General features: G+C 61.6%; 30 protein-coding genes. 21 read left to right on the forward strand and 9 right to left on the reverse strand.

The window, feature by feature from the left end; genetic code table 11:
* Window positions 1-185: 185 nt before the first annotated feature.
* The 3 genes from ABD842_RS19700 (at window position 186) to ABD842_RS19710 (ending at window position 3,941) form a co-directional block, all read left to right on the forward strand.
* On the forward strand, window positions 186-857 hold the full coding sequence (locus ABD842_RS19700) for a hypothetical protein (RefSeq protein ID WP_345117635.1): 672 nt from the start codon (window positions 186-188) through the stop codon (window positions 855-857).
* A gap of 267 nt (window positions 858-1,124) precedes the next feature.
* Window positions 1,125-2,084 carry a PAS domain-containing protein gene (locus ABD842_RS19705; RefSeq protein ID WP_345117637.1) on the forward strand — a complete coding sequence of 320 codons (960 nt, stop codon included), beginning with the start codon at window positions 1,125-1,127 and terminating at the stop codon, window positions 2,082-2,084.
* Window positions 2,085-3,941, forward strand: a complete 1,857-nt coding sequence (locus ABD842_RS19710; protein WP_345117639.1) for a PAS domain S-box protein — start codon at window positions 2,085-2,087, stop codon at window positions 3,939-3,941.
* 158 nt (window positions 3,942-4,099) lie between these two features.
* Here ABD842_RS19710 and ABD842_RS19715 read toward each other — a convergent pair whose 3' ends face one another.
* Window positions 4,100-6,865 (reverse strand): N-acetylmuramoyl-L-alanine amidase, encoded by a 2,766-nt coding sequence (locus tag ABD842_RS19715; protein ID WP_345117641.1) that lies wholly within the window; start codon window positions 6,863-6,865, stop codon window positions 4,100-4,102.
* A gap of 355 nt (window positions 6,866-7,220) precedes the next feature.
* Between ABD842_RS19715 and ABD842_RS19720 the strand changes: the two genes are divergently transcribed.
* Both ABD842_RS19720 and ABD842_RS19725 read left to right on the forward strand, forming a co-directional pair.
* Window positions 7,221-7,487, forward strand: coding sequence for a hypothetical protein (locus ABD842_RS19720; protein ID WP_345117642.1), 267 nt, complete (start codon window positions 7,221-7,223; stop codon window positions 7,485-7,487).
* A 257-nt stretch (window positions 7,488-7,744) separates the two neighbouring features.
* On the forward strand, window positions 7,745-8,938 hold the full coding sequence (locus ABD842_RS19725; protein ID WP_345117643.1) for a PAS domain-containing sensor histidine kinase: 1,194 nt from the start codon (window positions 7,745-7,747) through the stop codon (window positions 8,936-8,938).
* Between the two features lie 241 nt (window positions 8,939-9,179).
* Here ABD842_RS19725 and ABD842_RS19730 read toward each other — a convergent pair whose 3' ends face one another.
* The 8 genes from ABD842_RS19730 to ABD842_RS19765 form a co-directional block, all read right to left on the reverse strand.
* Entirely contained in the window at window positions 9,180-10,082 is a 903-nt protein-coding gene (locus tag ABD842_RS19730) for an IS3 family transposase (RefSeq protein WP_345117645.1), read from the reverse strand.
* Window positions 10,083-10,138: 56 nt separating this feature from the next.
* On the reverse strand, window positions 10,139-10,405 hold the full coding sequence (locus tag ABD842_RS19735) for a transposase (protein ID WP_345117647.1): 267 nt from the start codon (window positions 10,403-10,405) through the stop codon (window positions 10,139-10,141).
* 48 nt (window positions 10,406-10,453) lie between these two features.
* Window positions 10,454-11,353: an IS3 family transposase gene (locus ABD842_RS19740; protein WP_345117763.1), complete on the reverse strand. Its 900-nt coding sequence runs from the start codon at window positions 11,351-11,353 to the stop codon at window positions 10,454-10,456.
* A gap of 404 nt (window positions 11,354-11,757) precedes the next feature.
* Window positions 11,758-13,119: a phage integrase SAM-like domain-containing protein gene (locus ABD842_RS19745; protein ID WP_345117649.1), complete on the reverse strand. Its 1,362-nt coding sequence runs from the start codon at window positions 13,117-13,119 to the stop codon at window positions 11,758-11,760.
* Window positions 13,120-13,121: 2 nt separating this feature from the next.
* A complete protein-coding gene (locus ABD842_RS19750) occupies window positions 13,122-13,832 on the reverse strand; it encodes a hypothetical protein (protein ID WP_345117651.1) in 711 nt (236 codons plus the stop codon).
* The gene (locus ABD842_RS19755) at window positions 13,762-14,085 is read right to left on the reverse strand and encodes a hypothetical protein (protein ID WP_345117653.1); all 324 of its coding nucleotides are present in this window, start codon (window positions 14,083-14,085) and stop codon (window positions 13,762-13,764) included. The genes ABD842_RS19750 and ABD842_RS19755 overlap by 71 nt, the downstream gene beginning before the upstream one ends.
* A 142-nt stretch (window positions 14,086-14,227) precedes the next feature.
* Entirely contained in the window at window positions 14,228-14,557 is a 330-nt protein-coding gene (locus tag ABD842_RS19760) for an NINE protein (RefSeq protein ID WP_345117655.1), read from the reverse strand.
* A 111-nt stretch (window positions 14,558-14,668) separates the two neighbouring features.
* Window positions 14,669-15,133 carry a hypothetical protein gene (locus ABD842_RS19765; RefSeq protein ID WP_345117657.1) on the reverse strand — a complete coding sequence of 155 codons (465 nt, stop codon included), beginning with the start codon at window positions 15,131-15,133 and terminating at the stop codon, window positions 14,669-14,671.
* A 129-nt stretch (window positions 15,134-15,262) separates the two neighbouring features.
* On the opposite strand from ABD842_RS19765, the gene ABD842_RS19770 reads away from it, so the two are divergent.
* From ABD842_RS19770 to ABD842_RS19845, 16 genes are all read left to right on the forward strand, one after another.
* Complete coding sequence (locus ABD842_RS19770; RefSeq protein ID WP_345117659.1) at window positions 15,263-15,487, forward strand: hypothetical protein; 225 nt, start codon at window positions 15,263-15,265, stop codon at window positions 15,485-15,487.
* A gap of 38 nt (window positions 15,488-15,525) precedes the next feature.
* Window positions 15,526-15,873 (forward strand): hypothetical protein, encoded by a 348-nt coding sequence (locus ABD842_RS19775; RefSeq protein WP_345117661.1) that lies wholly within the window; start codon window positions 15,526-15,528, stop codon window positions 15,871-15,873.
* Window positions 15,873-16,094 carry a hypothetical protein gene (locus tag ABD842_RS19780; RefSeq protein WP_345117663.1) on the forward strand — a complete coding sequence of 74 codons (222 nt, stop codon included), beginning with the start codon at window positions 15,873-15,875 and terminating at the stop codon, window positions 16,092-16,094. The genes ABD842_RS19775 and ABD842_RS19780 overlap by 1 nt, the downstream gene beginning before the upstream one ends.
* A gap of 11 nt (window positions 16,095-16,105) precedes the next feature.
* Complete coding sequence (locus ABD842_RS19785; protein ID WP_345117665.1) at window positions 16,106-16,444, forward strand: helix-turn-helix domain-containing protein; 339 nt, start codon at window positions 16,106-16,108, stop codon at window positions 16,442-16,444.
* Between the two features lie 34 nt (window positions 16,445-16,478).
* Window positions 16,479-16,736: a hypothetical protein gene (locus ABD842_RS19790; RefSeq protein WP_345117667.1), complete on the forward strand. Its 258-nt coding sequence runs from the start codon at window positions 16,479-16,481 to the stop codon at window positions 16,734-16,736.
* A 4-nt stretch (window positions 16,737-16,740) separates the two neighbouring features.
* On the forward strand, window positions 16,741-17,244 hold the full coding sequence (locus ABD842_RS19795) for a hypothetical protein (protein ID WP_345117669.1): 504 nt from the start codon (window positions 16,741-16,743) through the stop codon (window positions 17,242-17,244).
* Window positions 17,237-17,665: a GNAT family N-acetyltransferase gene (locus ABD842_RS19800; protein WP_345117671.1), complete on the forward strand. Its 429-nt coding sequence runs from the start codon at window positions 17,237-17,239 to the stop codon at window positions 17,663-17,665. The genes ABD842_RS19795 and ABD842_RS19800 overlap by 8 nt, the downstream gene beginning before the upstream one ends.
* Window positions 17,658-17,834, forward strand: coding sequence for a hypothetical protein (locus ABD842_RS19805; protein WP_345117673.1), 177 nt, complete (start codon window positions 17,658-17,660; stop codon window positions 17,832-17,834). Before ABD842_RS19800 ends, ABD842_RS19805 begins: the two co-directional genes overlap by 8 nt.
* Before the next feature lie 55 nt (window positions 17,835-17,889).
* Window positions 17,890-19,542 (forward strand): ParB/RepB/Spo0J family partition protein, encoded by a 1,653-nt coding sequence (locus ABD842_RS19810; RefSeq protein WP_345117675.1) that lies wholly within the window; start codon window positions 17,890-17,892, stop codon window positions 19,540-19,542.
* A gap of 28 nt (window positions 19,543-19,570) precedes the next feature.
* A complete protein-coding gene (locus tag ABD842_RS19815; RefSeq protein WP_345117677.1) occupies window positions 19,571-19,744 on the forward strand; it encodes a hypothetical protein in 174 nt (57 codons plus the stop codon).
* Window positions 19,745-20,114: 370 nt separating this feature from the next.
* A complete protein-coding gene (locus ABD842_RS19820; RefSeq protein ID WP_345117678.1) occupies window positions 20,115-21,485 on the forward strand; it encodes a hypothetical protein in 1,371 nt (456 codons plus the stop codon).
* Window positions 21,486-21,510: 25 nt separating this feature from the next.
* Window positions 21,511-21,795 carry a hypothetical protein gene (locus ABD842_RS19825; protein ID WP_345117680.1) on the forward strand — a complete coding sequence of 95 codons (285 nt, stop codon included), beginning with the start codon at window positions 21,511-21,513 and terminating at the stop codon, window positions 21,793-21,795.
* Entirely contained in the window at window positions 21,792-22,217 is a 426-nt protein-coding gene (locus tag ABD842_RS19830; RefSeq protein ID WP_345117682.1) for a hypothetical protein, read from the forward strand. Before ABD842_RS19825 ends, ABD842_RS19830 begins: the two co-directional genes overlap by 4 nt.
* A 3-nt stretch (window positions 22,218-22,220) precedes the next feature.
* Window positions 22,221-23,024 (forward strand): class I SAM-dependent methyltransferase, encoded by an 804-nt coding sequence (locus tag ABD842_RS19835; RefSeq protein ID WP_345117684.1) that lies wholly within the window; start codon window positions 22,221-22,223, stop codon window positions 23,022-23,024.
* A gap of 90 nt (window positions 23,025-23,114) precedes the next feature.
* Window positions 23,115-23,282 carry a hypothetical protein gene (locus ABD842_RS19840; RefSeq protein ID WP_345117686.1) on the forward strand — a complete coding sequence of 56 codons (168 nt, stop codon included), beginning with the start codon at window positions 23,115-23,117 and terminating at the stop codon, window positions 23,280-23,282.
* A complete protein-coding gene (locus ABD842_RS19845) occupies window positions 23,279-23,545 on the forward strand; it encodes a hypothetical protein (protein WP_345117688.1) in 267 nt (88 codons plus the stop codon). The genes ABD842_RS19840 and ABD842_RS19845 overlap by 4 nt, the downstream gene beginning before the upstream one ends.
* Window positions 23,546-23,727 lie beyond the last annotated feature (182 nt).

Consider the following 23,727-nt stretch of genomic DNA (forward strand, 5'->3'; position numbering starts at 1 on the left):
CAATAAGGAGGAGTGGCCCGAAACAGGGTTGTCAAAAATAGCAAATACTCGGGCAGCGGCCCGGGTGCTCACGCGGCCGCGCGGCCCCGGCGCGACCGGGATGAGGTCATGCGCCTGTTTTTTTTTTGCGCGAACTTCCCCGGCTACGTATGCTGGCTTTTCGTTTAACCCCGTCATTTCCTCCTATGAAGCTATTATCGATTGGCCTGCTCGCCACTGCTCTGGCCGGGTGCCAACAACGCCAGGACACTACGCCGCCACCGCCGCCTCCCGCTGCCCAAGCCGCTCCCGACCCGGCAGCGAAAGCTACCGCACCGGTGGCTCCACCGGCCGAATCGGCGGCGGCGGCGGCCAGCCCTCCAATGCTGGCCCTTACTGCCAATGCCCTGCAGCTGGTGAGCCAGCCCGGCGGCTCTGCCCGGGAAATTCCTTTTGGGATGCCGCTGGAGCAGTTGGTAGCAACCGTAAGCCGGGTGCTGCAGGTACCCGTGGCCAGCATTGGCATCAATGGCGAGTGTGGCGCGGGTCCGCTGAAGATGGCCTCGTGGCCCAATGGTCTGACCCTGGCCTTCCAGCAGAACAAAAGCAGCAAAGCTGCTTCCGCGCCGCAGTGGCGCTTCGTGGGCTGGTACCTGGGGGCGCCGGCCGGAAAAGGGCCTGGCTTGACTACCATGGCGGGCATTGGGTTCGGGTCGACCCGGGCCGAGCTGGAAAGTGCTTATTCCATCCAGGTGAGCACCTCCAGTCTGGGGCAGGAGTTTGCCACTTCCTCCGGGTTATACGGCATCCTGGACGGCTCCACCCCGCAAGCGAAAATTACCAGCCTGTGGAGCGGTACGAGCTGTAATTTTCGGTAAGGCTTCGCTCCGTCGGGGCGGCCGCCGGGTGGTGGGCACTGAAGCCTGGGTAGAAGCGGGAGGAGACGAATCAGGCAATGAATTGATTACCTGCGCAAAAAAAACGACTCCTAACTTGGGCCGTAATTCGCCGGCCTGGCCGGCGAAGCCGTAGCTCACTGCCAGTAAGGTCCACCGTCGCCAGGGCGCTACGCCTTTGACGCCGTAACCGGAACGTTTAGATTGCCGCTTTTTACGCAAGTTCCCTCCTCTTCTGACGCTTGCAGTATGCCCGGCACCTCCGCCCCGTTACCAGCTGACTTCTCCCATCTTGGCGACTTGGTCAACGACCTGCTGGCCGTCTCGCTCACGGGCGTTATTTTCTACACGCCCCTTTACGACCCGGCCGGTGAGGTGATTGATTTTAGCTTCGCCTACCTGAACCCGGCAGCGCAGCGCATGATGCGCATGCCGGAGCGCCCCCCGCTGACGCACCTGCAGCAGTGGCCCCACAGCAAGCAGCATGGCACCTTCGCCTTCCACGTCGACGCGTTTGTCAGCGGCGAGCCCCGCGAGTACGACGTCAGCTACCAGGCCGGCGGCTACGACAGCCACTACCGCCTGGCCGCCCGCCGCTCGGGCTCCTTTCTGCTGGTCAGCTTTACCGACCCGGCCGGCCAGCCCCGCCCGCCCGTGGAAGAAGCTCTGCATACGGCGCCAGCCGCTGAAAAAACCGCCCGGGCCGATGCGGAAGCGGAGCAGGTGCTGGCCCGCCAGCTGATGCAGCAGGCAAACCGGGAGCCGGAAGTCCGCGGAGCGGAGCCCACCCAAGCGGCTTTAGCGGTCCAGGCCGAAGTACTGAACACGGCCCGGCGCCTGGCCCGGGAGCGGGAGGCCTTCTACCAGGTGTTTGAGCAAACCCCGGCCGTGGTGGCGCTGCTCCGCGCCCCGGGCCACCGCTACGAATACGTCAACCCTGCCTACCAGGCCTTCTTTCCGGGCCGCCAGCTGGTGGGCCTGGATCTGGCCGTGGCCGTGCCGGAGTTGCAGGAGCAGGGTTTCGTGGCCCTGCTGGACCGCGTGTACCAGACGGGCGAAACGTTCTTCGGGGCGGAGCTCCCGTTTGCCCCGGCCGGCGCCAACGGCGCGCCTCCCCGCCAAGGCTACTTCAACTTTACCTACCAGGCCTACCGCGAGGCGGGCGCAGTGGCGGGTATTTCCATTTTTGCCTACGACGTGACCGAGTAGGTGCTCACCCGCCAGGCCAGGGAAACTGAGCGTCAGCGCCTGCACGCGCTGTTTATGCAGGCTCCGGCCGGCATCGCCATTGTGGCGGGGCCCGAGTTCGTGTTTGAGTTTGTGAACCCCGGCTACCAGCTGCTGCTGCCCGGCCGGCAGCTGCAAGGCCGCCCGGCGCTGGAGGCCCTGCCCGAGTTTGTGGGCACCACTGTTGAGCTGCTGCTGCGCGGGGTATACGAAACCGGCCAGTCGCACGAGGAGCAGGGCCTGCTCATCCCCATTGCAAGACCGGGGGATGGGGAGTTGGAAGACCGCTACTTTACCTTCCTCTACCAGCCTCGGCTGGATGAGCAGGGGCAGATTGATGGCGTGATGGTGTTCGTGTTCGAAGTAACCGACCAGGTGACGGCCCGGCAGAAAGTGGAGGAGAGCCGGGAGCAGTTCCAGCGCTTCAAGTTCATGGCCGACCATGCCCGCGACGCGTTCATTCTCATGCGCGAGGATGCCTCCTTTGCCTACCTCAATCAGAAAGCGCGGGAAGCCTGGGGCTACGCGGAAGAGGAAATTCCGGCCTTGCGCGTGCCCGACGTTGATGTCCTGCACCAGCACGAGGGGTTTGCCCGGCTCTTTGCCCAGGCCCAGCACGCGCCCCTGCCGCCGCTCGAAACCCGGCACAGGCGCAAGGATGGACACGTGTTTCCGGTCGAGGTCGGCTTGACCGGGCTGCAGCTCGGCGGCCAGCCGTATCTGCTGGCCGTAGCCCGCGACGTGACGGCGCAGCAGCAGGCCACCGAAGCCCTGCGGGAGAGTGAAGCCCGCTTCCGCATCATGGCTGATGCCGCCCCCAACCAGATGTGGGCCGTGAACCCGGATTCGACCATCCGCTACGCCAACCAGGCCTTTCTGGACTTTGTGGGGGTGAGCCTGGAGCAGTACGTGGCAGTAGGCTGGGCCGCCTTCCTGCCCCCCGAAGAGCTCGGCCTGGCCCGACAAACCCTGGAGCAGGCCATCCGCACCCGCACGCTCTACGTGCTCGAGCATCGCATGCGCCGCCATGATGGGGAGTACCGCTGGCTGCTGGCACAGGGTGCGCCCAGCTTCTACCCCAACGGCGACCTGTACGGCTACGTGGGCTCGGCCATCGACATCACGGAGCTCAAGCAAACCAACGAGCGTCTGACCCGGACCAACAAGGACCTGGACAACTTTGTGTACGCCGCTTCCCACGACCTCAAGCAGCCGGTAAACAACCTGATTGGCCTTTTCGACGAGCTGCGCCGCGGCGTGACCTTTGCCCAGCCAAGCGAGGAGCAGCTGCTCGTGCCCATGATGCAGGAAGCGCTGCTGCAGCTGGGCGTCACCATCGATGACTTAGCCACGTTGGGACAAGCCCAGCAACCGCAAAAAGCTCCCGCCGAGCTCGTTTCGCTGAGCGACCTGACGGAGGAAGTGGTGAATACGCTGGAGCCGCAGGTGCGCGCGGCCCGGGCCCGCATCACCGTAGACTTCGACGCCCAGCCCAGCGTGGCTTATGCCCGCGGCAACCTGCGAACAATCTTGCTAAACCTGCTCAGCAACTCCCTGAAATACGCTGACCCGGCCCGGCCGGCCCGCATCCACGTCTCCGCTTGGGTGGAGGACGACCAGCCCGTGCTGGTGGTGGCAGACAACGGGCTGGGATTCGATGCCGCCAAGTATGGCTCGGAGCTGTTCGACCTCTTCCGCCGGCTGCATCACCATACGGCCGGCACCGGCGTGGGCCTGTACTTGGTCAACCGCATTGTAGAGGCCCACGGGGGCAGCATTCAGGTGGAAAGCCGGGAAGGGGAGGGCGCCACCTTCCGCGTGCGACTCGGCCGCGCGTAGGTGTCCCGAAAGGTCGCCCTCGCGGCTTTGATGAGTACGTACGGATCGAGGAAGGCCTGAGCTGCCCCTCATGGCGGACCGTGGAGGCGGTTGTCACCGGGGCAGTGGGAAGTCAACAAAGAGCCTCTGCTGATGGCAGAGGCTCTTTCAAAGCTGCCTTACCGTCCCACCGCCGCGGGCAAATCCTGCCGTACTTGCTGCAGCCGGCTTTCGCCACTGCGGAAGATGTTCAGGGCCGCGGGCTCCTTCTTCAGTACCTGCATGGCCGGCCCTGGCCCCAGAATACGCGCCAGGGTCGCTTTCACCGTCAGCTCGTCGTCGTCAAAGTCGCCGTGGTGGCGACTGGCCGACTGTTCCGTGGTGGGAATTCGGGCATCAATGTTGGGAGTCAGCACCAGCTCAAGCTGCTTGCTGGAAATCAGGTTCACCACCTGCTTGTCGGCAAACTTGCTGCCCGCCAACACGAATTTGGCCATGCCGAGCAGGGGCGTGCCGCGGTCGTGGAGGAAGGGCTGCCGCACGGAGGTCGTTTCAAACGCGTTAGAAACCAGGTAGAGCAAGGACTTGTGGTAGACGTTGGCACAGTGGTCGTCCTGCTCCACGGCGTCGTGCAGGGCAAACACCGAAGCCCGGTCAATCGTACCGGCCGTAATGGCGGGCGCGTACGTTGCCAGGAACAGCTCGGTGGTGATGGCCGGCGCCCAGAAGGTGCAGCTGGCGACCCGCTGCCCGAAGCCCTGCTGGCCGGCCATGGGCCCGTCAGCGACCTTGCCCCGGGTGGTAAGCAGTTGGGCAAAAGGCGCCAGCACGATGGCGCCCGCGCTGTGGCTGACCAGGTGCAGCTCCACGTTCTCGCGCTGCAATAAATCCATTAGGTAGTGGAGCACGAGGCGCAGTCCTCCCTCGCCACGGAGCGTGGCCAGCTGCCCGTTCTCCTTCATCTCCTGCCAGAGCGAGCGGCCGCCCACGTTGCGGGCCACGGGCTCCAGAAAGTCGTCGAGGCGGTCCAGCACAAAGTCCAGTGCGCCGTCGAGGAAGCCTTCCGGCCGGCGGCGGCGCTGGGCATCCTGCAGCAGGTTGGTGAGCGTGGTCCACAGGTCGCTCTTCCAGATAATAGCCAATGGATACACTTCGTGCTTGAGCAGCTCGACGCGGTACTCCGCCACGCGCTGCAGCGCCTCATCTTCGCCCACGAGGCCGCCATGGGCGTAAATGAGCAGGCGTTTGCGCTTCCAGCTCTTGGTGATGACCGGAAACTCCTCCAGCAGCAGGTGGCGCACTTCCTCCTCGTCGTTGCCGAAGGTGCCGGTCGAGCGCAGAGTACCGTCGTTACCCAGGCTGATGACGTGGGGACGCAGGTCGGAAAAGCCGTAGGCGTTGGATCTGACGGCCCCATTCCAGCGGGCGGCGGCCACGCCCTGGGCCGTGCGCAGCTGCAGCGGCACCCCCAGGCGCACGACCCACACGTCGGTGCCGTGAGCCAGCCAGTCGTCGTACGTCAGGTGCGCAAACCCATCCTTGCCCCAACCGGGCCCCCAGGAGTTTTGCAGCCAGAACCCCCGCTCGTCGTAGCCAACGATGGCGAAAGCGTGGCCCCCGAGCCGCTTTTTTTCCACCTCAATGCGGCCCGAAGCACTCACCCGCTCCCAGCCGTCGTGCACGATGCCCGTGGCGTAGAGCACGCCCACCTCGGCCAGGGCATTGTGCATGCTTACCAGGTCTTTGTGGTTGACGCGGAAATAGGCGCCGAGCGGGCAGCGCCCGGCGGCCTGCGCCAACTGCCCCGTAAGCCGGTGGCCGGTGGGACTCCCACTGCTGGGCCAGTCCTGCTCGGCGCACACGCCGTGCTTGTGCCAGCCTTTGATGGCGCCGCGCGCGCTCGAGCCCTCGTAGCCTTCGCCTTCCCACTCGTCGTAGCGGCGGGCCATGTCGTAGAGCATCCGGGCCGAAACGGGCTGGCAGGGCTGGGCGCGCTGCCCGAGCAGGTAATTGGCCACGGTGGCCAGGGCAAAGCCCGTGCAGGCCCCTTCCCGCCCCTGGTCGAGCACCGGTACGCCGTAGTGCTTGGCTATCTTCTGGTATTCCGCCAGCGGTCGGGTAGCGGACACTTCGCGCAGAGTAGGCGTGAACAAGGTATCGCGAAAATCCAGTGTATCCGGCCGCGCGTCGAGTACGTAGCTGTTGCCAGTGGCCTTTTTGCTCGTTGACTTACTGGTCAGCGCTACGGTAATACAGTTGGTGCTGCGAACAGTATCCTGGCTGGTTCCTTCGGCGTCGAGGGCAAATAGCTGGTCGGTGGGCGCGGGAGCCGTGGCCATGGCGGGGGTATTGTCCCGCGCCGGGGCGGCCTTGGCGGGGGAGTGCCCATTCGAGGACATGGCCCCCGCCAGGGCTGCCGAGGCCGGCAGCGCCGCCAGCTCTGCTTTCACCAGCTTTAAGAATCCGCTAATACCGCCTTTTGAATCCAGCAGCAGATGCGGGCATTTTTTTCCTGACCAGTGCTGGTGCGGTACGACGTGCGCTATTCCGATGCCCAGGCGCTGGAGCAGCGCGGCCGTAAGCAGGGCGGCCCGCTGGTTGGCGGCGGCCTGGTCGATGCCGGCGTGTTCACAGATCTCGATGCCAATGCTGCTGGCATTGCCCAGGCCGGTGCCGGCGTGCATGCCCCGCTCGTGAAGGGGCAGGTGCTGCACGCAGCGCTCATCATCCACGGTGAAGTGCCAGGAAACGAGGCGCTGCTGGGCGTCGGCTCCTTTTACGTACTGGGCGTGCATGCGCGCATCAGCCCCACTTTTGGCATTGGCCGTGTTGTGGATGGTGATGTGCGTGGGCGTAATGGCGTGGCCGGAGCGGTTGGGAGCCCCGGCTTTGATAAAATCGGTCGAGAGGTTGAGCCGATCGGACAGGGAGGTTGAAGGAGCCATGAGCGGGAAGGGAATGGGTGAAGTACCAAGCCAGAACGCGGGACCTGTCAAGGCCGCAGGCGTACGGCCCCGGTGCACTAAAACTATTCTTTCCCACCGGGGCCCGCATCAGTGCCAACACTGAATCGGAGAATCCCGGCGGCTTGATAACCTTCACCTGCAGCCGGTTATACTGTGCGCCGCGCGACTGTCTTCTGCTCTTGCCCCGGGGTTGCCGGCGGCAGAAAAGCCTTGCCCTGCCGGCCATCGCGTACCTGTTCACCCTGGCGGAGTCTGGTAAGGGCAGGATCCGGCTGTTACTGTTAGAGGAAGTCAGTGGGCTGGCGGCGGGACCACCGACCTGGCCGGGCTGCAGGTGGCGCCCAGCGGCAAGCTGCTTGATGCCGAGGGCTTCGCCGTGGTGGGTCTGGTGCACGAGAATGAGTACGTGATTCCGGAGTGGATGCGGGCCGACCCGAAGGTGACCCAGATGGCGCAGTACCTGGAGGCCCGCCGGCTGCGCGGCTACCTGCAGGGCGGGCCCACTACTCCAGGCCGGCAAGTGGACGTCGATGTGGATGGCAACGAGTTTGGCAGCAACTCGCCGGCGGCCGCCTTGCTGCAGCAGTTGCTGGCGGAGTAGCGGGAACAGAATGACCGGACGAACACCTGGACCCGGGAGCTGAAGAGGATAAACTCCCTGCACGATTTCGATTAGGACTACGGCACGTTTAAGAAGGTGAACAACGGCGGCATCAGCTGAAAGGCCACCCAATGAACGCCTGAGTATTGGAGGATTTTTCGACTCCTTCTAACGCCCCCGAAAATGCGGGGTTGGTTTTTTTTCAGCTACTCTGTGAGCAGGCGCGTACTTTACCTATTCCTTCCCCACTAGCTACGATGCCCCCGAACCACACGCCCAAGGCCAAGTCTAGCTCCCTACGGGCCGAAAACGAGGCCCTGCGCGAGCAAATCAAGCAGCTGCAGGCCGACCGGACGACGGTGGCCAAAAAGAAGGCAAAGGACGACAGGTACGAGCAAAGCCAAGTGCGCTTCCGCACCGTGTTCGAGAATTCGCCGCTGGGCCAGAAAATCATCAACCCCGATTTGGTCATCCGCCAAGCCAACCTGGCGCTGGCGGCCATGCTCGGCTTCACCCGCCCCGACGAAGTGGAGGGCCGGCGCATCCTCGAGTTTGCCCACCCGCACTACCGCGCCGACTGGGACCACCTGCATGAGCGCCTCTGGGACCACCGCATCCCGAATTTCACCTTCGACACCTGCTTAGTGCGGGCGGACGGTTCTTCCTTCTGGTGCCAGGTCCACTCCATTCTGTTCCCGGACGACGGCGAAGAGCTGGGCTATACCACCCTCATCGACACCACCGCGCATAAGGAGTTAGAAGCGTCCCTCAAGCGCCTCTACGACACGCAGGAGACCATCATGCACTTGGCGGCCCACGACCTGAAAGCCCCCATTGCTAATATTCAGATGCTGACCGATCTGCTGCGCCGCGCCGCGACCAGTGAGGAACCGGAAGCCTCCAAGTTTCTACAGTTGATTGAGCAATCCTGCAACGAGGCCGGTGCCCTGCTCCAGGATGTGCTCTACCTCGGGGAACTGGACGCGACCCAGCTAAAAAAGGAGCCCACCAACTTCAACGCCTTTCTGGACACGCAACTGACCGTGCACCGCCTCGCCGCGCAGGAAAAAGGGATTGACTTGGTATTGGAGCTGCCGCCGCACACCCTGACCGCGCAACTGAACCCTAACAAGTTCAGCCGGGTCGTGACCAACCTGCTCACCAATGCCCTAAAGTTCACCCCGACCGGGGGCCAGGTACTTGTCCGCCTGGAAGAGCCGGCCGGTCGGCCGTGCCTCACGGTGCAGGATACCGGCGTGGGCATTGCCCCAGCGTTGCAGGCGCACATCTTCGACAAGTTCAGTGCCGCCGCCCGCAACGGCCTCTACGCGGAAGGCACCACCGGCTTGGGCCTCTTTATCACCCAACAGATTGTGCGCCTGCACGGCGGCAAAATCCGGGTCGAAAGCCGCGAAAACGAGGGCACAACCTTCTTTATCGACCTCCCTTAGCCTACTCGGGGTCCACTCAGAAAATGGAAAAGAAAGTACGTCAAGCAATTTTACTCGCGCTCTTGGGCTTCCAAGTGGGCTATTACCTCGTCCGGCGTTAAGTCGCCCACACGAATTGTTCAAGTAGCATCTGCTCGTATGGCTTGGGCATTAAGTGGGTGCCCTGCGTGATACGCAGCGCGGCCATGACCAGGCGCTGCCGGCCGTACTCGGTGGCCAATGGAGACTTGAGGTGGTCCGATTAGGCAGGACAGTTTAGGGCAGTAGTTTGAAGAAGCTGTTGGTGAGTGCGATAGGGGGTGTGATAGCCGATGCTGGAGTGCAGCCGGTCGTGATTGTAGTAGTCAAAATAGTCGGCGACGCTGGCTTGCGCGTCGGCCAGGTCGGCAAACACGGGCCACTCGCGGAGTTCGAGCACCTCCGTTTTGAGGCGTGACCACAGGCTCTCGGCTTGCGCATTGTCGTAGCAGTCGCCGCGGCGGCTCTGCGAGCGCAGGGCCCCGTGCTCGTGCAGCAGTTGCCGGTAGGCCTTGCCGCAGTACTGTCCGCCACGGTCGGAATGAACGACCAGCCCAGGCGTGGGCGGTTGGGCCAAAAAGGCCCGCTGCAACGCCGTGGTGACCAACTCTTCAGGCATGGTGGCCGCCACGTGCCAGCCCACGACGTGCTTACTGGCCACATCCTGAAACGCGCATAAATAGGCCCAGCAGCCGCTGGCTAGCGGCAAATAGGTGATATCCGAGACCCAGACCCGGTTGGCCTGGGTCGGCTTGGGCTGGTCGAGCAGCCGGTTGGGGGCGCAGCGCAGCCCGTGGGTCGAGTCGGTGGTGCGCGGGGTGTAGGCCTTGGGCTGCAAGGCGTGCAGGCCCCGCCGACGCATGGCCGTGCGCAGGCGCTGGCGGCCCAGTCGGTGCCCTTTTTCCCGCAGCGCCACCTGCAGCCGGCGTGTGCCGTAGCGGCGTTTATGCCCGCCGAAAACCTTGACCAGCGCCGTTTCCCAGGCCGGCGTCTTCGGGCGCCCCACCGCCCGCTGCTGGCCCTGTTGCCAGGCATAAAAGCCGCTGGCCGGCACGCCCAGCACCTGGCAGAGCCGCCGCACGGGGTAATGGCCGCGCTCGGCGGCAATGAAGCGGTAGCGGCTCATTGGTTCGGCGTCTGCGAGATAACGCGCCTCCGGCGTTTGCTGGCGATGGCTTTTTTTTAAATATCCAGTTCCTGCGCCTGTCGCCGGGCCAGGGCCCGCAGCTGGCGCAGTTCGGCGGCTGTATCGGGGCCCAAGGTCGCGCCTAACGCCGCCGCTACCGGCGTTTGGGCAGCTTTTTGCCACTGGTAGATGCGCTTCGGGTCGATGTTCAAGGCGCGGGCAGCGGCTTGGGCCGAGCGGCTTTGCTCAGCCAGGCGCAAGGCTTCGGCGCGGAAGGCCGCGTCGTACTTGCGGCGTTTGTCGGGTTTTGGCGTCTCGTTCATGACGAAGGAAAGATACCACCCTATTCTGTCCACATTTTCTAGACCACCTCAGTCGGAGTGAACGAGGAGCCCCGCCGGGGGCCGACGCACGGCGAGGGCGCGCCGCAGGGCCTCGCTGACTAGGTCCTCCGGCATCGTGTCGCGCACGTCCCAGCCGACGATTTTGCGCGAGCAGCGGTCAAGCCACACGGCCAGGTAGAGCCAGCCCCCGCCTTGGCGCGGCAAATAGGTGATGTCACCCACCCAGACTCGGTTCGGGGCCGTGGGGGCCGGCTGGCCGAGCAAGCGGTTGGGGACGGCGCGCATGGCCGGGTCGGAATCGGTGGTGCGGGGTACAAACGAGCGGGGCTGCTGGGCCCGCAGGCCGTGGGCTTTGAGCACGCGGCGGATGCGCCAGCGGCCCACCGCATGGCCTTGGGCCTGCACTTCGGCCCGCAGTCGCCGTGTGCCATGGCGCTGGCTGTGGTAGGCAAAGCACTCGCGCACCGCTACTTGCCAGGCCGGCTCGGCCCTGGGCTGCTGCCGGTGGCGCTGCCAGGCGTAATACGCGGCCGGGGCCACGTGCAGCACCTGGCAGAGCTGGCGCACCGGGGCCTGGCTGGCCCGCTGGGCGATGTAGCGGTAGGTGCTCACGGGGGCGGCTGGCCGAAGATGACCAAGGCTTTTTTTTAAATGTCGAGCTCCTGCGCCAGCCGCTTGTTGGCCGCACGCAGGGCTCGTACTTCCGGGTCCCGGGCCACTTCCACACTGCCCACCTCGGCCACGAGCTGCGCTTGCTGCCAGCGGTAGAGCAGCTTGGGGCTGATGCCTGGCTTCTGAAAGCCGCGGCCTGCGTGCTGCGGCTTTCAGAAGCCAGGCGCAGCGCTTCGACCTTGAAAGCTTCGTCGTACTTACGCCGTTTGTCGGGCGACGTCCCGCTGATTTTGGTTGCCATAACAGAAGAAATATACGTCCTTCTTCTGTCCGTCTTGCCTAGACCACCTCAGCTTTGGCTAGACCACCTCACCCTTATCTACCCGGTCTTAACTGCCATTTGGTACCGCGTATGCACTCCAGCAGGTGCATGCTGCCATAAGCTCTCACCAAACTGGCTTGGGAGGAGATAAAGCTGAGTCTTGTCCCGTTAGCTGACCCGTAAAACAAAAAAATCCCGATAACTAACTGTTTTTTAGTTGGTTATCGGGATTGATGGTGGTCGCGCTAGGAAGAAATTACTGTTCGCGTTTTCCAGCGTTTTCCAGCGTTTACGCCCTGCCAGTGCCAAAAACGCGGATCAGCTTGCAAACGCTTGCAAACGCAGGAAAAACCTGCCCCCCAAACTGCCCCCCTTTTCTGCCCCCCCCAACGGCTCGTTATGCCGCCCGATTGGGTCCATGCTTTTTGTATTGGTTGACCAGAGCCAGCACGTCGACACCGACGTAGTGGTTGAAGCTGGCCTCGGTGGTGTGGCCCGTGGCCATCATCACCATCCGGCTGGGTACACCCTGAAATAATTTTAGGGTGACAAAGGTTTTGCGGCCGATCTTGGTCGACACGCCTACCCGGGTAACGCCGGCCAGCTGGGCAATCAGCTTCAGGTACGCGTTGACCTTCGGACAGCGCGGTACCAGCTGCTCACTCTGGCCAGCGTACTTGGCCGCCAGGGCCACCGGCTTGAATAGCGTATCGTCGTAGTACGGAATGTGGCAGGAGTTGCCCGACTTGCCCCGATCCCATCGGATGATATCGCCGTGCACGTCACCCGGGCCCACGGTATCGGCATCCTGAATACTCAGCCCGGTATAGCAGCACTGCAGGAACTTGTCGCGAGCCAGCTCTACCTGGTAGGCGTACTCAGCGAAGCGCGGCCCACTGATGGTCAGGTCCAGCTTGTAGAGGTCCTTTTTGCGGGAAGTAGGTGCTGGCCAGAGGGAGTAAATCTTCTCCCGAAGGGTGCCCGTGAAGTCCAGCGTAGCAATGCGCACCAGTTCGTCCTCGGTCAAGGCCTCGACGCCAACATAGCGGGAAGGAGCGACGAACTTATGGGACTGCCGGTGCACGGGCAGATCCCGGTCATCTTCGCACCAGGTGAGGAACGTGTTGAGGTGGCTGATGTACTTGCCAAACGTGTTGAGCTTGCGGTCCATGGTGTTGCGCACGTACTCCCGGAAGGGCTCGTAGAAGCGTAGCAGGTCCATCTCCTCCAGCTTCAGTGGCTTCCCGCGGTGCTCCTCAAATGCTCGGAACCGCTGCTGGGTCGATTTGTAGGCTTTGATGGTATTGATCGACGTGGCCTTACCGCTGTGCTGGTTGGACTTAGCCCGCTGCTCGGCAACCCACTCGTCGTATAGACCACCTTCGTCGAAGAGGCCCAGCTTGGCACGCCTAGGCTTAGCAGCTTCCTGCACGGCCGCCGGTGCCGGCTCGAGTGGTGGCGGCTTCAGGTACGCCTGCAACAGGCCAGCCAGCTCGTCCATGAGTAGCCGGCGGTGCTCTCGGCCGGCCGCGTGTTCGGCATCCTCCGCTACTTGTCGCAGCCCGGCCAGCTTGGGGTTGATGACCGTGTTGAAGGAGCCGGGCTTGCTCAGCACGTAGCTGCCGTCCCAGTGCTCAGGTCGCACGCTCAGCCCAGTACTCTCGCGCAGACGATGGCCATCCCAACACACCACCATGCGGATGGGGACAAAGCCGGCCTTGGTTTTCTTATCCAAGCGCAGTTCCCAGGTGATTTTCATACCTACTTCGTCTCAGTCGACTTACGCTTCAGGATGTACACGTTATCAAATGCGTACTTCCTGCTTGGACCCGTATTTAAGTCCATCCCGGCTTGTGGAAACAGCTCTTGCCTACTTGAAGTGATAATCCAACCCAATGAATCAAGAAAATTGAGCACAGCAGCTTCCGTTTCGAACTCCATTGCCAAACCTTGTTCATCTTGGTAATAGGCGTCTTTTAGCCTATGAATGACACCCTCATCAAGCATAAGAAATCGACCACGCCCGATGAGAGAAGAATTTGTTTTGGCAACCGCATAGGTTGCAGGGCCAATGGTGCGCACCCTTTTGCCGCTAAGATTAGTAGCGCCAGCTGCAGCTAAAGGCTCGATGAATCGCTCCGACACGAACAGATCCGTAGTACCACGGCGCACTTTCACCCAGCGGGGCGAGGAGCCGTCCACCTGCACCAGCTTCTCCGTCTTGCTTAGGTAGAGTGTAGGCGCAATCGTATCGGAGAGCGACTTATAGGCTGGTACCGACGCTTCTTTGAGGTACCGACGAACTTCCCCAGTAGGCTTTGGGGCGGGCGTTGTCTGACTAAAGGCATATATAGGCCCAAGCAAACATAGGCCACAAATGATGATTTTCCCAGAGGGGCGGCTAATCCGCATTGTCAATGAGGTTGATAATGCGTTCTTTATCCTGAATGGTTTGCAGAAGAAGGTGAACATGGGTGCGGCAGAATGCCAGCTCGTGCTGGCAGGAAAAGACAGTATAGGACTGCGTTGCAGTGCCGTGATTGGTGCCGATAGAATTACCAGGGTCAGGCAACAGGTGGTGGAGCGGGGCGGAAAAGGGCTTGGACAGCAGCACTGGCCCTTCTCCTAAAATGAGCCAGTCGGGATTGATGTAGGGAAGCGCCCGCCTAATGCAGGCCAGCAGGGAAACGCTTGGCTTGGCTCGACTCTTCAGGATGCGCTTCATGCGCCCCGTAGGCAGGTCGAGCAGCGTGGCGAATTCACTGGGCGTAAGGTTCAATACAGTCCGCAAGTGGCCCATGCGGTCAGCAGGGCGACATGCCATGGGAAAGCAGTGCCGAAACCGGCACTGCTGCCAAGTGGATTGCTTACGCCAACAGGCGCGACTTACGAGCGTTGTACTCGTCTTCGGTAATGGCGCCCTTCTCCTTCAGATCGAATAGTTTACTCAACTCGTCACCCGCGCCGGTGCTGGAGTAACCCATGGGGCTCATGCCTCCATTGTACTCGGCGTTAAAAGCCTCATCCGTCATCGTGAGAAACTTGATGAAGTGGTAAAGAGCAATGAAAGCGGGGATAAAGGTCCAGCAAAAGAGGATGCAAATGACGCCGGTGCCAGCGCGGCCCAGGTAAAAAAACTGTCCCCCGAACCCCCCGAGGAAGAAGGCAATGATGGCTGCAGTAGTTCTGTTTTTCATGCGGTAACTAGAAGGTACAGTTGAATAGGTGGCAGCGAAAAGCGTGTCGCGGCCTGGCACGTGAACAATACTTGCAATAGGGGTAATCAGGGCGGGGTAAGCGGGACTTGGTTATTTTTTCAGCTGCATCTCTAGCAGCAGGATGATTCGCTCCTTATCCGCCAGCTGGCTGAGCAATCGGGAGTTCTCTTGACGGAGTCGTTCGTTTTCTACTTCAAGGTCGCCAGGGGGCTTCTCGCCGGCAGCCATACCGCTAGAGTGGCTCTGGCTGGCCGTGCCGTGGTTGGTGCCGATGCTATTGACTGACCCATTCTTAGAGGTATTGTAAATAGCCCGCTCTTCAGCAGTTTGATTCAAAAGTATTTCCCCATCTCCTGTGAGTAGCCAGATAGGATTGACGCGTTCAAAGCGACGCACTATTTTCTCAAGATATTCAGAACTGGGTTTTGAGCCTCTATCCAAATAATTGCGGGTAGTTGCCTCGCTGACATTTATCTCATGGCTGAAGGTTCTAATCTTCAGGTCGAGGGTATTTACTAGAATCTTAAGCCGCTCATTGATAGATGAATGAGTCATTGTAAGCGTGTTATTGAAAAATTTATTCCCAATAGAATAGACAATTGTCTTTCAATCAGCGTATGTTTGTCTTACATACAGGGAAGATAGCGCAATAAAGGGATTGCGCTGGAGAACTGTGCAAACACAATGCTGACAGATAAGCAGAAGTACTTCCACCTGATGGGTGAGGTATGCGAGCAACTCGCTCCGGACGCCGTCGATGCGACTGTGCGGGCCGGCTACAAAACGCCTTCCAACCTGCTAGCCATGGTGCGCCTGGGGCGCCGTGCCAACCTACCTGATCTGGTGGCCATGGTAGAGGTTTCCCTCCCAGCCTTTGAAATTCCGACCCACCTGCGGCCGGCTGCCTAGCCTTTTTCCTACACCTCCACCTCACATCTTTTCCACCGATGAACCTCCTGGCCAGCCCGCCAATCAGCGTTACACATGCGCTGAGCGGGAAACGCATCCGCATCTCTGAGCTGCAAGAAGGCGCTCAGCTTTGTGCGCCCATTTTAGGCTTCTGGCGCTACGCCGGCGGCTTTACCGTCTACCTGGCCGGCACGATGCCCGCCAACCTGCGCACGGCAGCCGAAGAGGGCCGCGAAAGTGAAGAGGTGATTTGGGGAGACATCACCTCAGGAATCCTGGAGGTGGAGCTCGAGCACTGCCGCCATGAATTTCGCGTGCTGCCGGCACCCCAGGGCAAGATCATCCCACTGTTCGGCATTGAGCCGTCCCTGAGTGAGGCCGCCTGATGCTGACCATTGAGCCCCCCCAAGGCATTGTCTGCCCGGCCGAACTGCCGGTGGCATCTGCTGTGCTCGATGCTGCATGCTTCGAGGTTCACGAGCCCCACAATTACAACCGCCTGTTCCAGGTGCTGCACCAGCGGCACCCGCAGCTGGGCGAGGAACTCCATTACCTGATGCGTCCGCAGCAGCCCGTAGGGGCGCAGTCTGTGATGCGCGTCGCTTAGTCTGAACCGCGATGGATGCCAATCAACTAGCCACCAAGGGCGATCTGGACGCTCTGCTCTCCCAGATTCAGCAGCTGCTCCCAGCCCCGGCCGCGGCTCCGGCATCCAGCGACGAATACCTCACGCCAGAGGAAGTAGCTAAAGCGACACGTTTCAGCGTGCGCACTGTCAAAAAGTGGATTCACGAGGGAAAATTCGGCCTCAATGGCAAGCGGGTTTACCTCTTCGCCCTGGAGTTTTCCCCGGGCCTGCAACGCATCCCTAAGGCTGCCCTGCTGGCTTACGGCCAGTCGATGGGCTTCACGGTCAACGACCTCAAAAACAAGCCGCAAATGAGCGTGGCGGCCTAAATCGCGCTTTTTCTCACCCTACATCTTTTCCATCATGCCCTTACCCGATTCAATCACCGTCGATGGCTTCACCGCCCTCACCACCGAGGCCCACGCCTTGGCCATCTACAACCACACGCTCCGGATCATGGCGCTGAAACGCCGCTTGCAGCTTTCCCTGCAGCGCGAGGAGCGGGAACAATTCAGTGACGAGCTGCGCCACACCCAGACGCTGGTAAAGGTGCACGTGGTTCGCATGCATGAGATGATTGAGGAGCAGGATGCTGTTGTTGGAACTGCTGAAGCTGCCTAGCGCCATGAAAGCCAAGGAACTGAAGCAATGGAACGAAGCTTTTCCGGTCGGCACGCTGGTACTAGCTTATCCCGGCGGTCGTGATTTCCCGCCAACGTTTACGAAGATCCGCTCGGCCGCCTTCCTGATGAGCAGCGGGGTAGCCATTGCGGCCGTGGAGCAATGCTCCAGCGGCATTGGCCTCGACTTTATCGACCGCTCGACGGAGCCACCGGCGGCGCATGAGCAGATGATGCGCCGGCAACTAGCGGAGAAGGTCATCAAGTTTTCCAGCAACCTCATCTGCGAAACGGTGAAGCGCCACCTGGACACCTGGGGGCAGCTCAAGGACCGCAGCATGATCGAGGCGGCTCTGGAGCGAGGGCAGACTGAGGAGGAAGTAATGCGGCGGCTGCAGGTGGACGCCGCCGATTCGGTGGTAGCAGTACTGCAAACTAAATCGGCTCAGGCATCGGCCGTAGTCGCCCAGCTGCAGCAACACCGGGAAGGAGGGCAGCAACATGGCTAAGCTCGAAAAACCCGTATTGGTTGAACTGCTAGCGACTGCTGTCGATGGCGATCATTGCGTTTCCCTGGCTGCCATCAGCCTTAATTTTGAACTTGTTGGCTCTGCCAGTATCGTCTTCGCAGATTCAGATACACCCACACTGGGGAATCTGTTTGTCTTGGAAGGTCGCCGCCGGGAAGGTATTGCTTCAGGCCTGACGAATGCAGCACTCAGCTGGGCGAATTCCATGGAGAAAAGCCTGTATCTGCATGTACAGCCTACAAACACTGCTGCGCGGGCCCTTTACCAAGAGCTAGGTTTTGAGTACACAGGTGAGTTGACAGATAGTGGAAGCTACTGGATGGTGAAATCTGCGTTCGAGTGCCGTTTGGCTAATCCTTGGACCCCACCCCTGTTAGGAGAGGAGGCTCGGAATGCATAGAGCCAACTGCCCCATTCGTCAGGCCGCCGACCGGGCGCAGCGCCGCATGATCATGGCCATGGCCATCCTGATCGGGCTGGCCGGCTGCACCCGCAAGCTCACCCAGACCGAAAAAGCGGAGCACGCAGCCCCACGCGTTGAAGTAGGAAAGGAGGTTCACTTTGGCTAAGCGCGTGAAAGCAGACGCTCCTGCACCGAACCCAACCGGACCTAACGTTGCCCTCGTGGAGGCAACGCCGGCCGCCCAGCCCCAGGTACACCACGCGCTGCAATACGTGGCGCTGGCCGATATCGATCTGGTGGAAAACACCCGGAGCGAGTATGAGGAGGATGAGATGGTGGGCCTTACGCAAAGCGTACGGGCCCACGGCGTTTTACAGCCCATCAGCCTGCGCCCCCATCCACTGGCCCCCGACCGCTACCAGCTGGCGGCCGGCCACCGGCGCTACTTCGCCTCGGAGCGGGCGGGCCTGGCCGACATTCCGGCCAGCATCCGGGAGATGACCGACCACCAATTCCTGGAAATCCAGCTGCTGGAGAACCTGCAGCGCCAGAACGTGTCGCCGGCTGATGAGGCCCGCGCCTTCGCTAATCTGCTGGCCAACGACTTCACGGTCGAGGAAATTGCCGAGCACGTGGGCAAGCCGGCGCGCTTCGTCGCCCAGCGGGCCAAGCTGGCCGATCTGATTCCCTTCTGGATGGTAGCCCTGCGGGAGAACCGTCTCCCGCTGGTGGCCGCGCACGAGCTGGCCCGGCTGCCGGCCGCTTCTCAGGAAAAGGCGTGCTCCATCACGGACCCTTACGGGTACACTGTGAAAGACCGCACCAGCTTGAAGTACACGGCCGATATGGTCCGCAAGTACATCAGCAGCGAAATCATGCGCGACCTGCACCAGGCCGCATTTCCGAAGGTCGACGAGCTGCTGCTTCCGGCTGCCGGTGCCTGCACCACGTGCCCAAAACGGAGCGGTGCTTACCAGCTGCTCTTCGAGGAAGAAGGCGCCAAGGATTTTTGCCTGGATGCGGTCTGCTTTGGAGCCAAGAAGATGGCTTTCGTCGAGCGGCGCACCCTGGAGCTAACCCAGGACGCCGGCAAAGCGCCGGTGCGCATCACCGCCGAGTGGAACACCAAGACGCCGGGCGTAGTACCTCGCAACGACTACCAGCCCGCCACGTCGAGCACCAAAGGGGCTGTCGAGGTGCTCGTGGTTGACGGCCCCGACGCCGGGCAGCTGAAGCACGTGGTGCTCAGTAGCCGGGCCAAGCCGCTCGACGCTGACCAGATAGCGCAGCAGGAGCGGAGCAAGAAGGAAGTGGAAGCGGCCAGAATTCGGGCCAACCGCCTGAAGCGCGTCACCAACCAGCTGCTCGCCCAGGAGCTGCGGGCGCAGTTTGTAACGGGCCTGGAGCAAAACGGGCCCGGCGCACGGCAACTGCTTGTGCATTTTGTGGCCCGTGCCATCACCTACGGAGTTTCCAAGGCCCCGATTGATACGCTGGAGTACCTAGTACAGCAGTATGGGTTTGACAGAGCAGCCGGCACCGACCTCGATACACAATACCGCTCCAGTGAGCCCACGTTGCACGAGCAGTACCTGCGCCGGCAACTGGCCCGGCTGGATGCCAGTGTGCTGGTGGTGCTGTACTTCGACTTGAAATTCCGGGAGCGGATCGAGAACGAGGAGTATGACAACCAGCGCGCCCTGGCCAAATACCTCCCCGGTGGTGTGCCGGATGTTTCTGCTGAAGCTGAGCAGCTGCTGGTGGCGCGCTTCTACACCCCGCGCACGAAGAAAGGCAACGACTCGGCCGAGGTTCTGGAGCAGGCCCTGCAGCAGCAGTTTGAGCCGGTCGGAGAGGAGGTGCCGCATGCTTAAAGTGTGCCTCGCCCTGCTCGCCGCGCTCGTGACCCTGACGCTCGTGCTGCTGCTGCTCAAGCTCGGGCACATCGGCCCGGTCGGATCCTGGCCGTGGCTGTCCGTAGTGGCCCCGATTTGGGGCGCCTGGTGCCTGACGCTCTTTGGCACCATGGTGTACGGCCTGATCCGGCTGGTTATGCTGGTCGTGCCCAGGAACTGATGCGCACGGCCACCCACGCGCTGCAGCGCGCCCCACCCTAGTTTTTCCCTGCCTCGTGTGAGGAGCCGCTTTTATTCCCTGGAAAAGATGGGGCGGTTGTCGGCCTCGCGGCCGGCCAGGGTCTATTTCCACCCCCACAACCTACTGCAACATTACCGCGCCCGTCGGCCAGTTGAAGCCGACCGTTCCCACCAGGGTGGGAATCGAGAGAGGGAAGGGGCCAGCTCGTGCTGGCCGGGCGCACGGAGGCGCTGCATGGCAGTACCTAGCCGGACGGATGGCAACCGGGAATACCCGCCCGCTGCCAGCCTAAGGCATTTTTTTGAGCCCTGCCACTATTGGCAAAACCCTACTACCTCATTTCAATCTTATGCTTCGTCCTACGCTTCTTCCGCTCGACAGCATTCGGCTGTCCTGGCACAGCCTTGTCGAAACTTTGCGCCTTCAGCAGGCGCCTCGGGTGCATAAGCGCAGCGCCCATGTGGTGCTCGGCAAGGCCCGCCCCGAGGCCACCATCATCACCCGGCCTAAGGCAGTGTGCGATGGGGGCAAGGAAACGGGCCTGACGCTGATCCAGATGGTGCGCCAGATGGTGCAGCGCCTGCTCAGCCAGGCCGTGCTTTCTGAGGCGCTGGTGGATGCCAACGGCCGCTTCCAACTGCCGCCGCTCTCAGTGAATGCCCGCAAGCTGATGGAGCGCCGGGGCCTGTCAGAGGTTACTATGCGCAGCCACCTGAAGCAGCTGCAGCTGGCCGGCCTGATTAAGGCCCGAAAGTTCCGCGGTACGCGTGCCAATTTCCACGTGTGGATAAACCCCGACTTTGTGTGGGAAGTGCCTGTGGATAGCCTTAAAAGCGTCGTAGGGGCTGGTTCCGAATGCACCCAAGGCGCCCCTTTTTCGGACCCCAACCATAAGAATCTTTCGCTTACTGAGGTTCTTGAACCACTAAAACCTCTCCAATTTCAAGTAGTGCGTGTGGATAAGTTGCCACTCCACCCCGAGACTGGAACCCCCTTACTGGAACCGGAGGGCTGCATTGAACCGGGGACGGCCCCCCACGACGCCGGCCAGGCGGCGAAATCTCGGCACAGGGGGCGCGCGGCGGCCCGCAAGGCGTCGGAGACCCCCGGAAACGAGCAGGCCGTGACGGCGGCCCGGAGAGCGCGTGCTGGGGCCTACGTCGCTCGGTTTTATCAGTACACCAGGACGATGCTCTACTCGCACCTGCCGCCATTTTCCCCCATGGAGGAGCAGTGGGCGAAGCTGGCCATCTGGAAAGGGCAGTACTACCCGATGCTCGATGCGACGCCAGAAGCCCAGTGGGACCGAATGCACGAGCTGATGCTGCGGCGGGTCGATCTGGCTTACTGGTACTTCCAGCGCCACCCCGACAGCTACCCAAGCCTGCCGTGGGTCGAGATAACGGCCGGCCAGGGCTACTTCGATGCCGGCAACATGAACGGCTTCGAGCGCACCCGGCTCTGGATCGGCAGGAAAATGAACAAGCCCAAGGGCGGCTTGACGGCCCTGGATAAGGCCCTGGACACCGCCGTGCGCGAAATTCAGCAGCGCCGCGACCTGGACCGCGGCCTCAAGGTTCAGGCTTCCGACCGGGCCAAACGCCTCTCGCTGGAAACGCTGCACTGGACCCACCGCACGCTAACCAACAGCCTCGCTGGCGAACAAGGACTTTTCTGCCTCGCTGCCCGCCTCGAGCAGCTGGGCCTGATGCACCCCTAAATCTTTTCACTTACATCTTTTCCAAATGGTTACGACATCCCATTCATCCGCTCCTGAAGCTTCCTGGCCTGCCAGCGCCCTTACCCGCGCCTGGGTGGTGTGGCAAAACGGCTTCAAGAAGTCATTCGCTTCCTTCGACAGCAGTGGCCGCTACCAGGTCGACAATCCGATGGCCTACGGTATCAAGGGCTTTAAGTCCCGGGTGCTCAATAAGACCTGGCCCTCGCCCATCAAGGAGCTGCGCATCTACGACAACCAAACCGGTGCGCAGCTGGAGGTGTGGGTGCAAAACGGCGTGCGGCTGGTATGAGCCTGCACGAGGAGCTGCTGATCCTGCCGGTGCTGAGCAACAAGCACGATCAAACCATTGAGCTCACCCCTCACCAGGCCGAAGCACTGCTGCACGCGCTAAAGTGGTACCTGCGCTTCCAGATCATGAAAGCCACCCACAATGGCCCGCTCTACCCATCCGAAGCGCAAACCATCCGGCCAGTGCACCAGGTGCTCAAGCGGCTGAGCAAGCTGCGGCAGGACTCGTGGCCACGTGACCGAATGCAGCGGCCGAAGCTGCGGAAGTTCCGGCTTGAATTCGACGCCGTGCTGCTGCTCAACGGCCTGCTGCGCGAAGACGAGCTGACCGCGGCCGAAACGATGCACCGCGGGCCGCTGAATGCAGTGTACCTCCAAATCAACCAGAAGGCCCAAAACCTCACGCAGTTCTTTCAACTCTAACCCATGGCTCCCATTCAGAACCACGACACCTACTGCGGCGCCATGCAAGGCTCACTCGCGCAGAAACTGTTCTTCGTCGAGCACCTGCCCAAACTGGATTATCTGCTCGACTACGGGTGTGCGGACGGTCATTTACTGCGGGCCCTTTATCGCAACAACCCCTGGGGCAACCCGGTGCTGGTGGGCTTCGACCAGGACGAGCAGATGATTGAGCGGGCCGAGGCAGCAGCGTTGGTAGGTGGTGGGCCGCTGTTCGTGAGCAACGAGGCCCACGCGCTGAGCAACCTCACGCTGGCCAGCAAGAAGGGCGCGCTAACAAGTGCCGTCCTGCTCTCGTCGGTGCTGCACGAAATGTACTCGCAGTCGGCCGATTGGAAGATGACCGGTTTTTGGAAGCGCCTGGCCGCCACTAGCGTCGAGTACATCATCATCCGGGATATGTTTTGGGATGAGCGTGAGGCGAAGCCACGGCGACAGTTTGCGCCGGCAATTGAGAGGAACTACCCGAAAGAAGCTGCCGACTTCGACCTGATGCTCAGCTGCGGCCAATCTATCGACCAGGCCAAGTATGCCACGGAGTTTCTGCTGAAGTACCCTTACCAGGAAAACTGGAACCGGGAGCTGCTCGAGGACTACTTCAGCATTCCGGTTTCCCTGCCGGCACGCATCCAGGATGCCGGCTACGAGCTGGTGATGTGGAAGCCCCACTGCGTGCCCTTCATCCAGGAGCGGATAAAACGGGATGTCGGCGTGGAGCTGAGCTACCCGACGCACGTGCACGGTATTTTCAAACGTCGGATTGTATAAATGAATGTACTGCTCACGGTCGAACTCAGCCTCGACTATCACCGAAAGTACCTGCAGCCTGGGCATAAGGCCAGCACTGTGCATCCGGAGATGGCTCGGAAGGTAGGGGAGGCGCTGCTGGCCGCCGGCGCCATCACCATCATCGACAATGGCCCCAAGTGCCCCACGGATGCCAAGGACGGCTATCATTCCTTCACGGTGCGCGTGGCAGCTCTCAATCCACTTTCTAGCCTCTCTACTCTTCCCTCAGGCAAATGAAGAAGATGCCCACTGCTGCCGGCGCTGCTCCAGGGCGCCGGAAGCCTCGGCCCGGTACCGCGGGCCAACTGCTGCTCGAGCACCTGGGCGACGAGGAGGGCTGGGCCGTGCTCAGTGGTGGCCAGCAGCTCAACCCCCGGATCCTGACGGCCGCGGCGCTGGCGCTTTACCTGAGCCGCAACAAGCTCGCAGCGCGCATCAGCAACCTCGATGTGCTACCGGTAGCACTGCAGTTGGTGGCCAGGCGCAAGCCCATCCACTGAGTAAACATTGATCTATGTAAATATAACGCGTCAGTTGAACGTATCCGCTCTATTGGCACCTATATTGGTAGCGCGAACACCCTGCTTGTTGGTAAAAATAGTTACATCCCTCTCGGCTTATTGGATTCTGAAACTCCCGCACTGGCGGGGTGTAAGAGGTCCTTTTGTGCACGGGTCAGCAG

It is taken from the genome of Hymenobacter algoricola (genome assembly GCF_039539525.1).
GTDB lineage: Bacteria > Bacteroidota > Bacteroidia > Cytophagales > Hymenobacteraceae > Hymenobacter > Hymenobacter algoricola.

Bases quoted from the DNA above. Each gene is read 5' to 3' on its own strand.
- ABD842_RS19700 (WP_345117635.1), top strand. From the start codon at position 186: ATGAAGCTATTATCGATTGGCCTGCTCGCCACTGCTCTGGCCGGGTGC.
- ABD842_RS19705 (WP_345117637.1), top strand. From the start codon at position 1,125: ATGCCCGGCACCTCCGCCCCGTTACCAGCTGACTTCTCCCATCTTGGC.
- ABD842_RS19715 (WP_345117641.1), bottom strand. From the start codon at position 6,865: ATGGCTCCTTCAACCTCCCTGTCCGATCGGCTCAACCTCTCGACCGAT.
- ABD842_RS19725 (WP_345117643.1), top strand. From the start codon at position 7,745: ATGCCCCCGAACCACACGCCCAAGGCCAAGTCTAGCTCCCTACGGGCC.
- ABD842_RS19730 (WP_345117645.1), bottom strand. From the start codon at position 10,082: ATGAGCCGCTACCGCTTCATTGCCGCCGAGCGCGGCCATTACCCCGTG.
- ABD842_RS19735 (WP_345117647.1), bottom strand. From the start codon at position 10,405: ATGAACGAGACGCCAAAACCCGACAAACGCCGCAAGTACGACGCGGCC.
- ABD842_RS19745 (WP_345117649.1), bottom strand. From the start codon at position 13,119: ATGAAAATCACCTGGGAACTGCGCTTGGATAAGAAAACCAAGGCCGGC.
- ABD842_RS19750 (WP_345117651.1), bottom strand. From the start codon at position 13,832: ATGTTCACCTTCTTCTGCAAACCATTCAGGATAAAGAACGCATTATCA.
- ABD842_RS19755 (WP_345117653.1), bottom strand. From the start codon at position 14,085: ATGAAGCGCATCCTGAAGAGTCGAGCCAAGCCAAGCGTTTCCCTGCTG.
- ABD842_RS19760 (WP_345117655.1), bottom strand. From the start codon at position 14,557: ATGAAAAACAGAACTACTGCAGCCATCATTGCCTTCTTCCTCGGGGGG.
- ABD842_RS19765 (WP_345117657.1), bottom strand. From the start codon at position 15,133: ATGACTCATTCATCTATCAATGAGCGGCTTAAGATTCTAGTAAATACC.
- ABD842_RS19770 (WP_345117659.1), top strand. From the start codon at position 15,263: ATGCTGACAGATAAGCAGAAGTACTTCCACCTGATGGGTGAGGTATGC.
- ABD842_RS19775 (WP_345117661.1), top strand. From the start codon at position 15,526: ATGAACCTCCTGGCCAGCCCGCCAATCAGCGTTACACATGCGCTGAGC.
- ABD842_RS19780 (WP_345117663.1), top strand. From the start codon at position 15,873: ATGCTGACCATTGAGCCCCCCCAAGGCATTGTCTGCCCGGCCGAACTG.
- ABD842_RS19785 (WP_345117665.1), top strand. From the start codon at position 16,106: ATGGATGCCAATCAACTAGCCACCAAGGGCGATCTGGACGCTCTGCTC.
- ABD842_RS19790 (WP_345117667.1), top strand. From the start codon at position 16,479: ATGCCCTTACCCGATTCAATCACCGTCGATGGCTTCACCGCCCTCACC.
- ABD842_RS19795 (WP_345117669.1), top strand. From the start codon at position 16,741: ATGAAAGCCAAGGAACTGAAGCAATGGAACGAAGCTTTTCCGGTCGGC.
- ABD842_RS19800 (WP_345117671.1), top strand. From the start codon at position 17,237: ATGGCTAAGCTCGAAAAACCCGTATTGGTTGAACTGCTAGCGACTGCT.
- ABD842_RS19805 (WP_345117673.1), top strand. From the start codon at position 17,658: ATGCATAGAGCCAACTGCCCCATTCGTCAGGCCGCCGACCGGGCGCAG.
- ABD842_RS19820 (WP_345117678.1), top strand. From the start codon at position 20,115: ATGCTTCGTCCTACGCTTCTTCCGCTCGACAGCATTCGGCTGTCCTGG.
- ABD842_RS19825 (WP_345117680.1), top strand. From the start codon at position 21,511: ATGGTTACGACATCCCATTCATCCGCTCCTGAAGCTTCCTGGCCTGCC.
- ABD842_RS19830 (WP_345117682.1), top strand. From the start codon at position 21,792: ATGAGCCTGCACGAGGAGCTGCTGATCCTGCCGGTGCTGAGCAACAAG.
- ABD842_RS19835 (WP_345117684.1), top strand. From the start codon at position 22,221: ATGGCTCCCATTCAGAACCACGACACCTACTGCGGCGCCATGCAAGGC.
- ABD842_RS19840 (WP_345117686.1), top strand. From the start codon at position 23,115: ATGGCTCGGAAGGTAGGGGAGGCGCTGCTGGCCGCCGGCGCCATCACC.
- ABD842_RS19845 (WP_345117688.1), top strand. From the start codon at position 23,279: ATGAAGAAGATGCCCACTGCTGCCGGCGCTGCTCCAGGGCGCCGGAAG.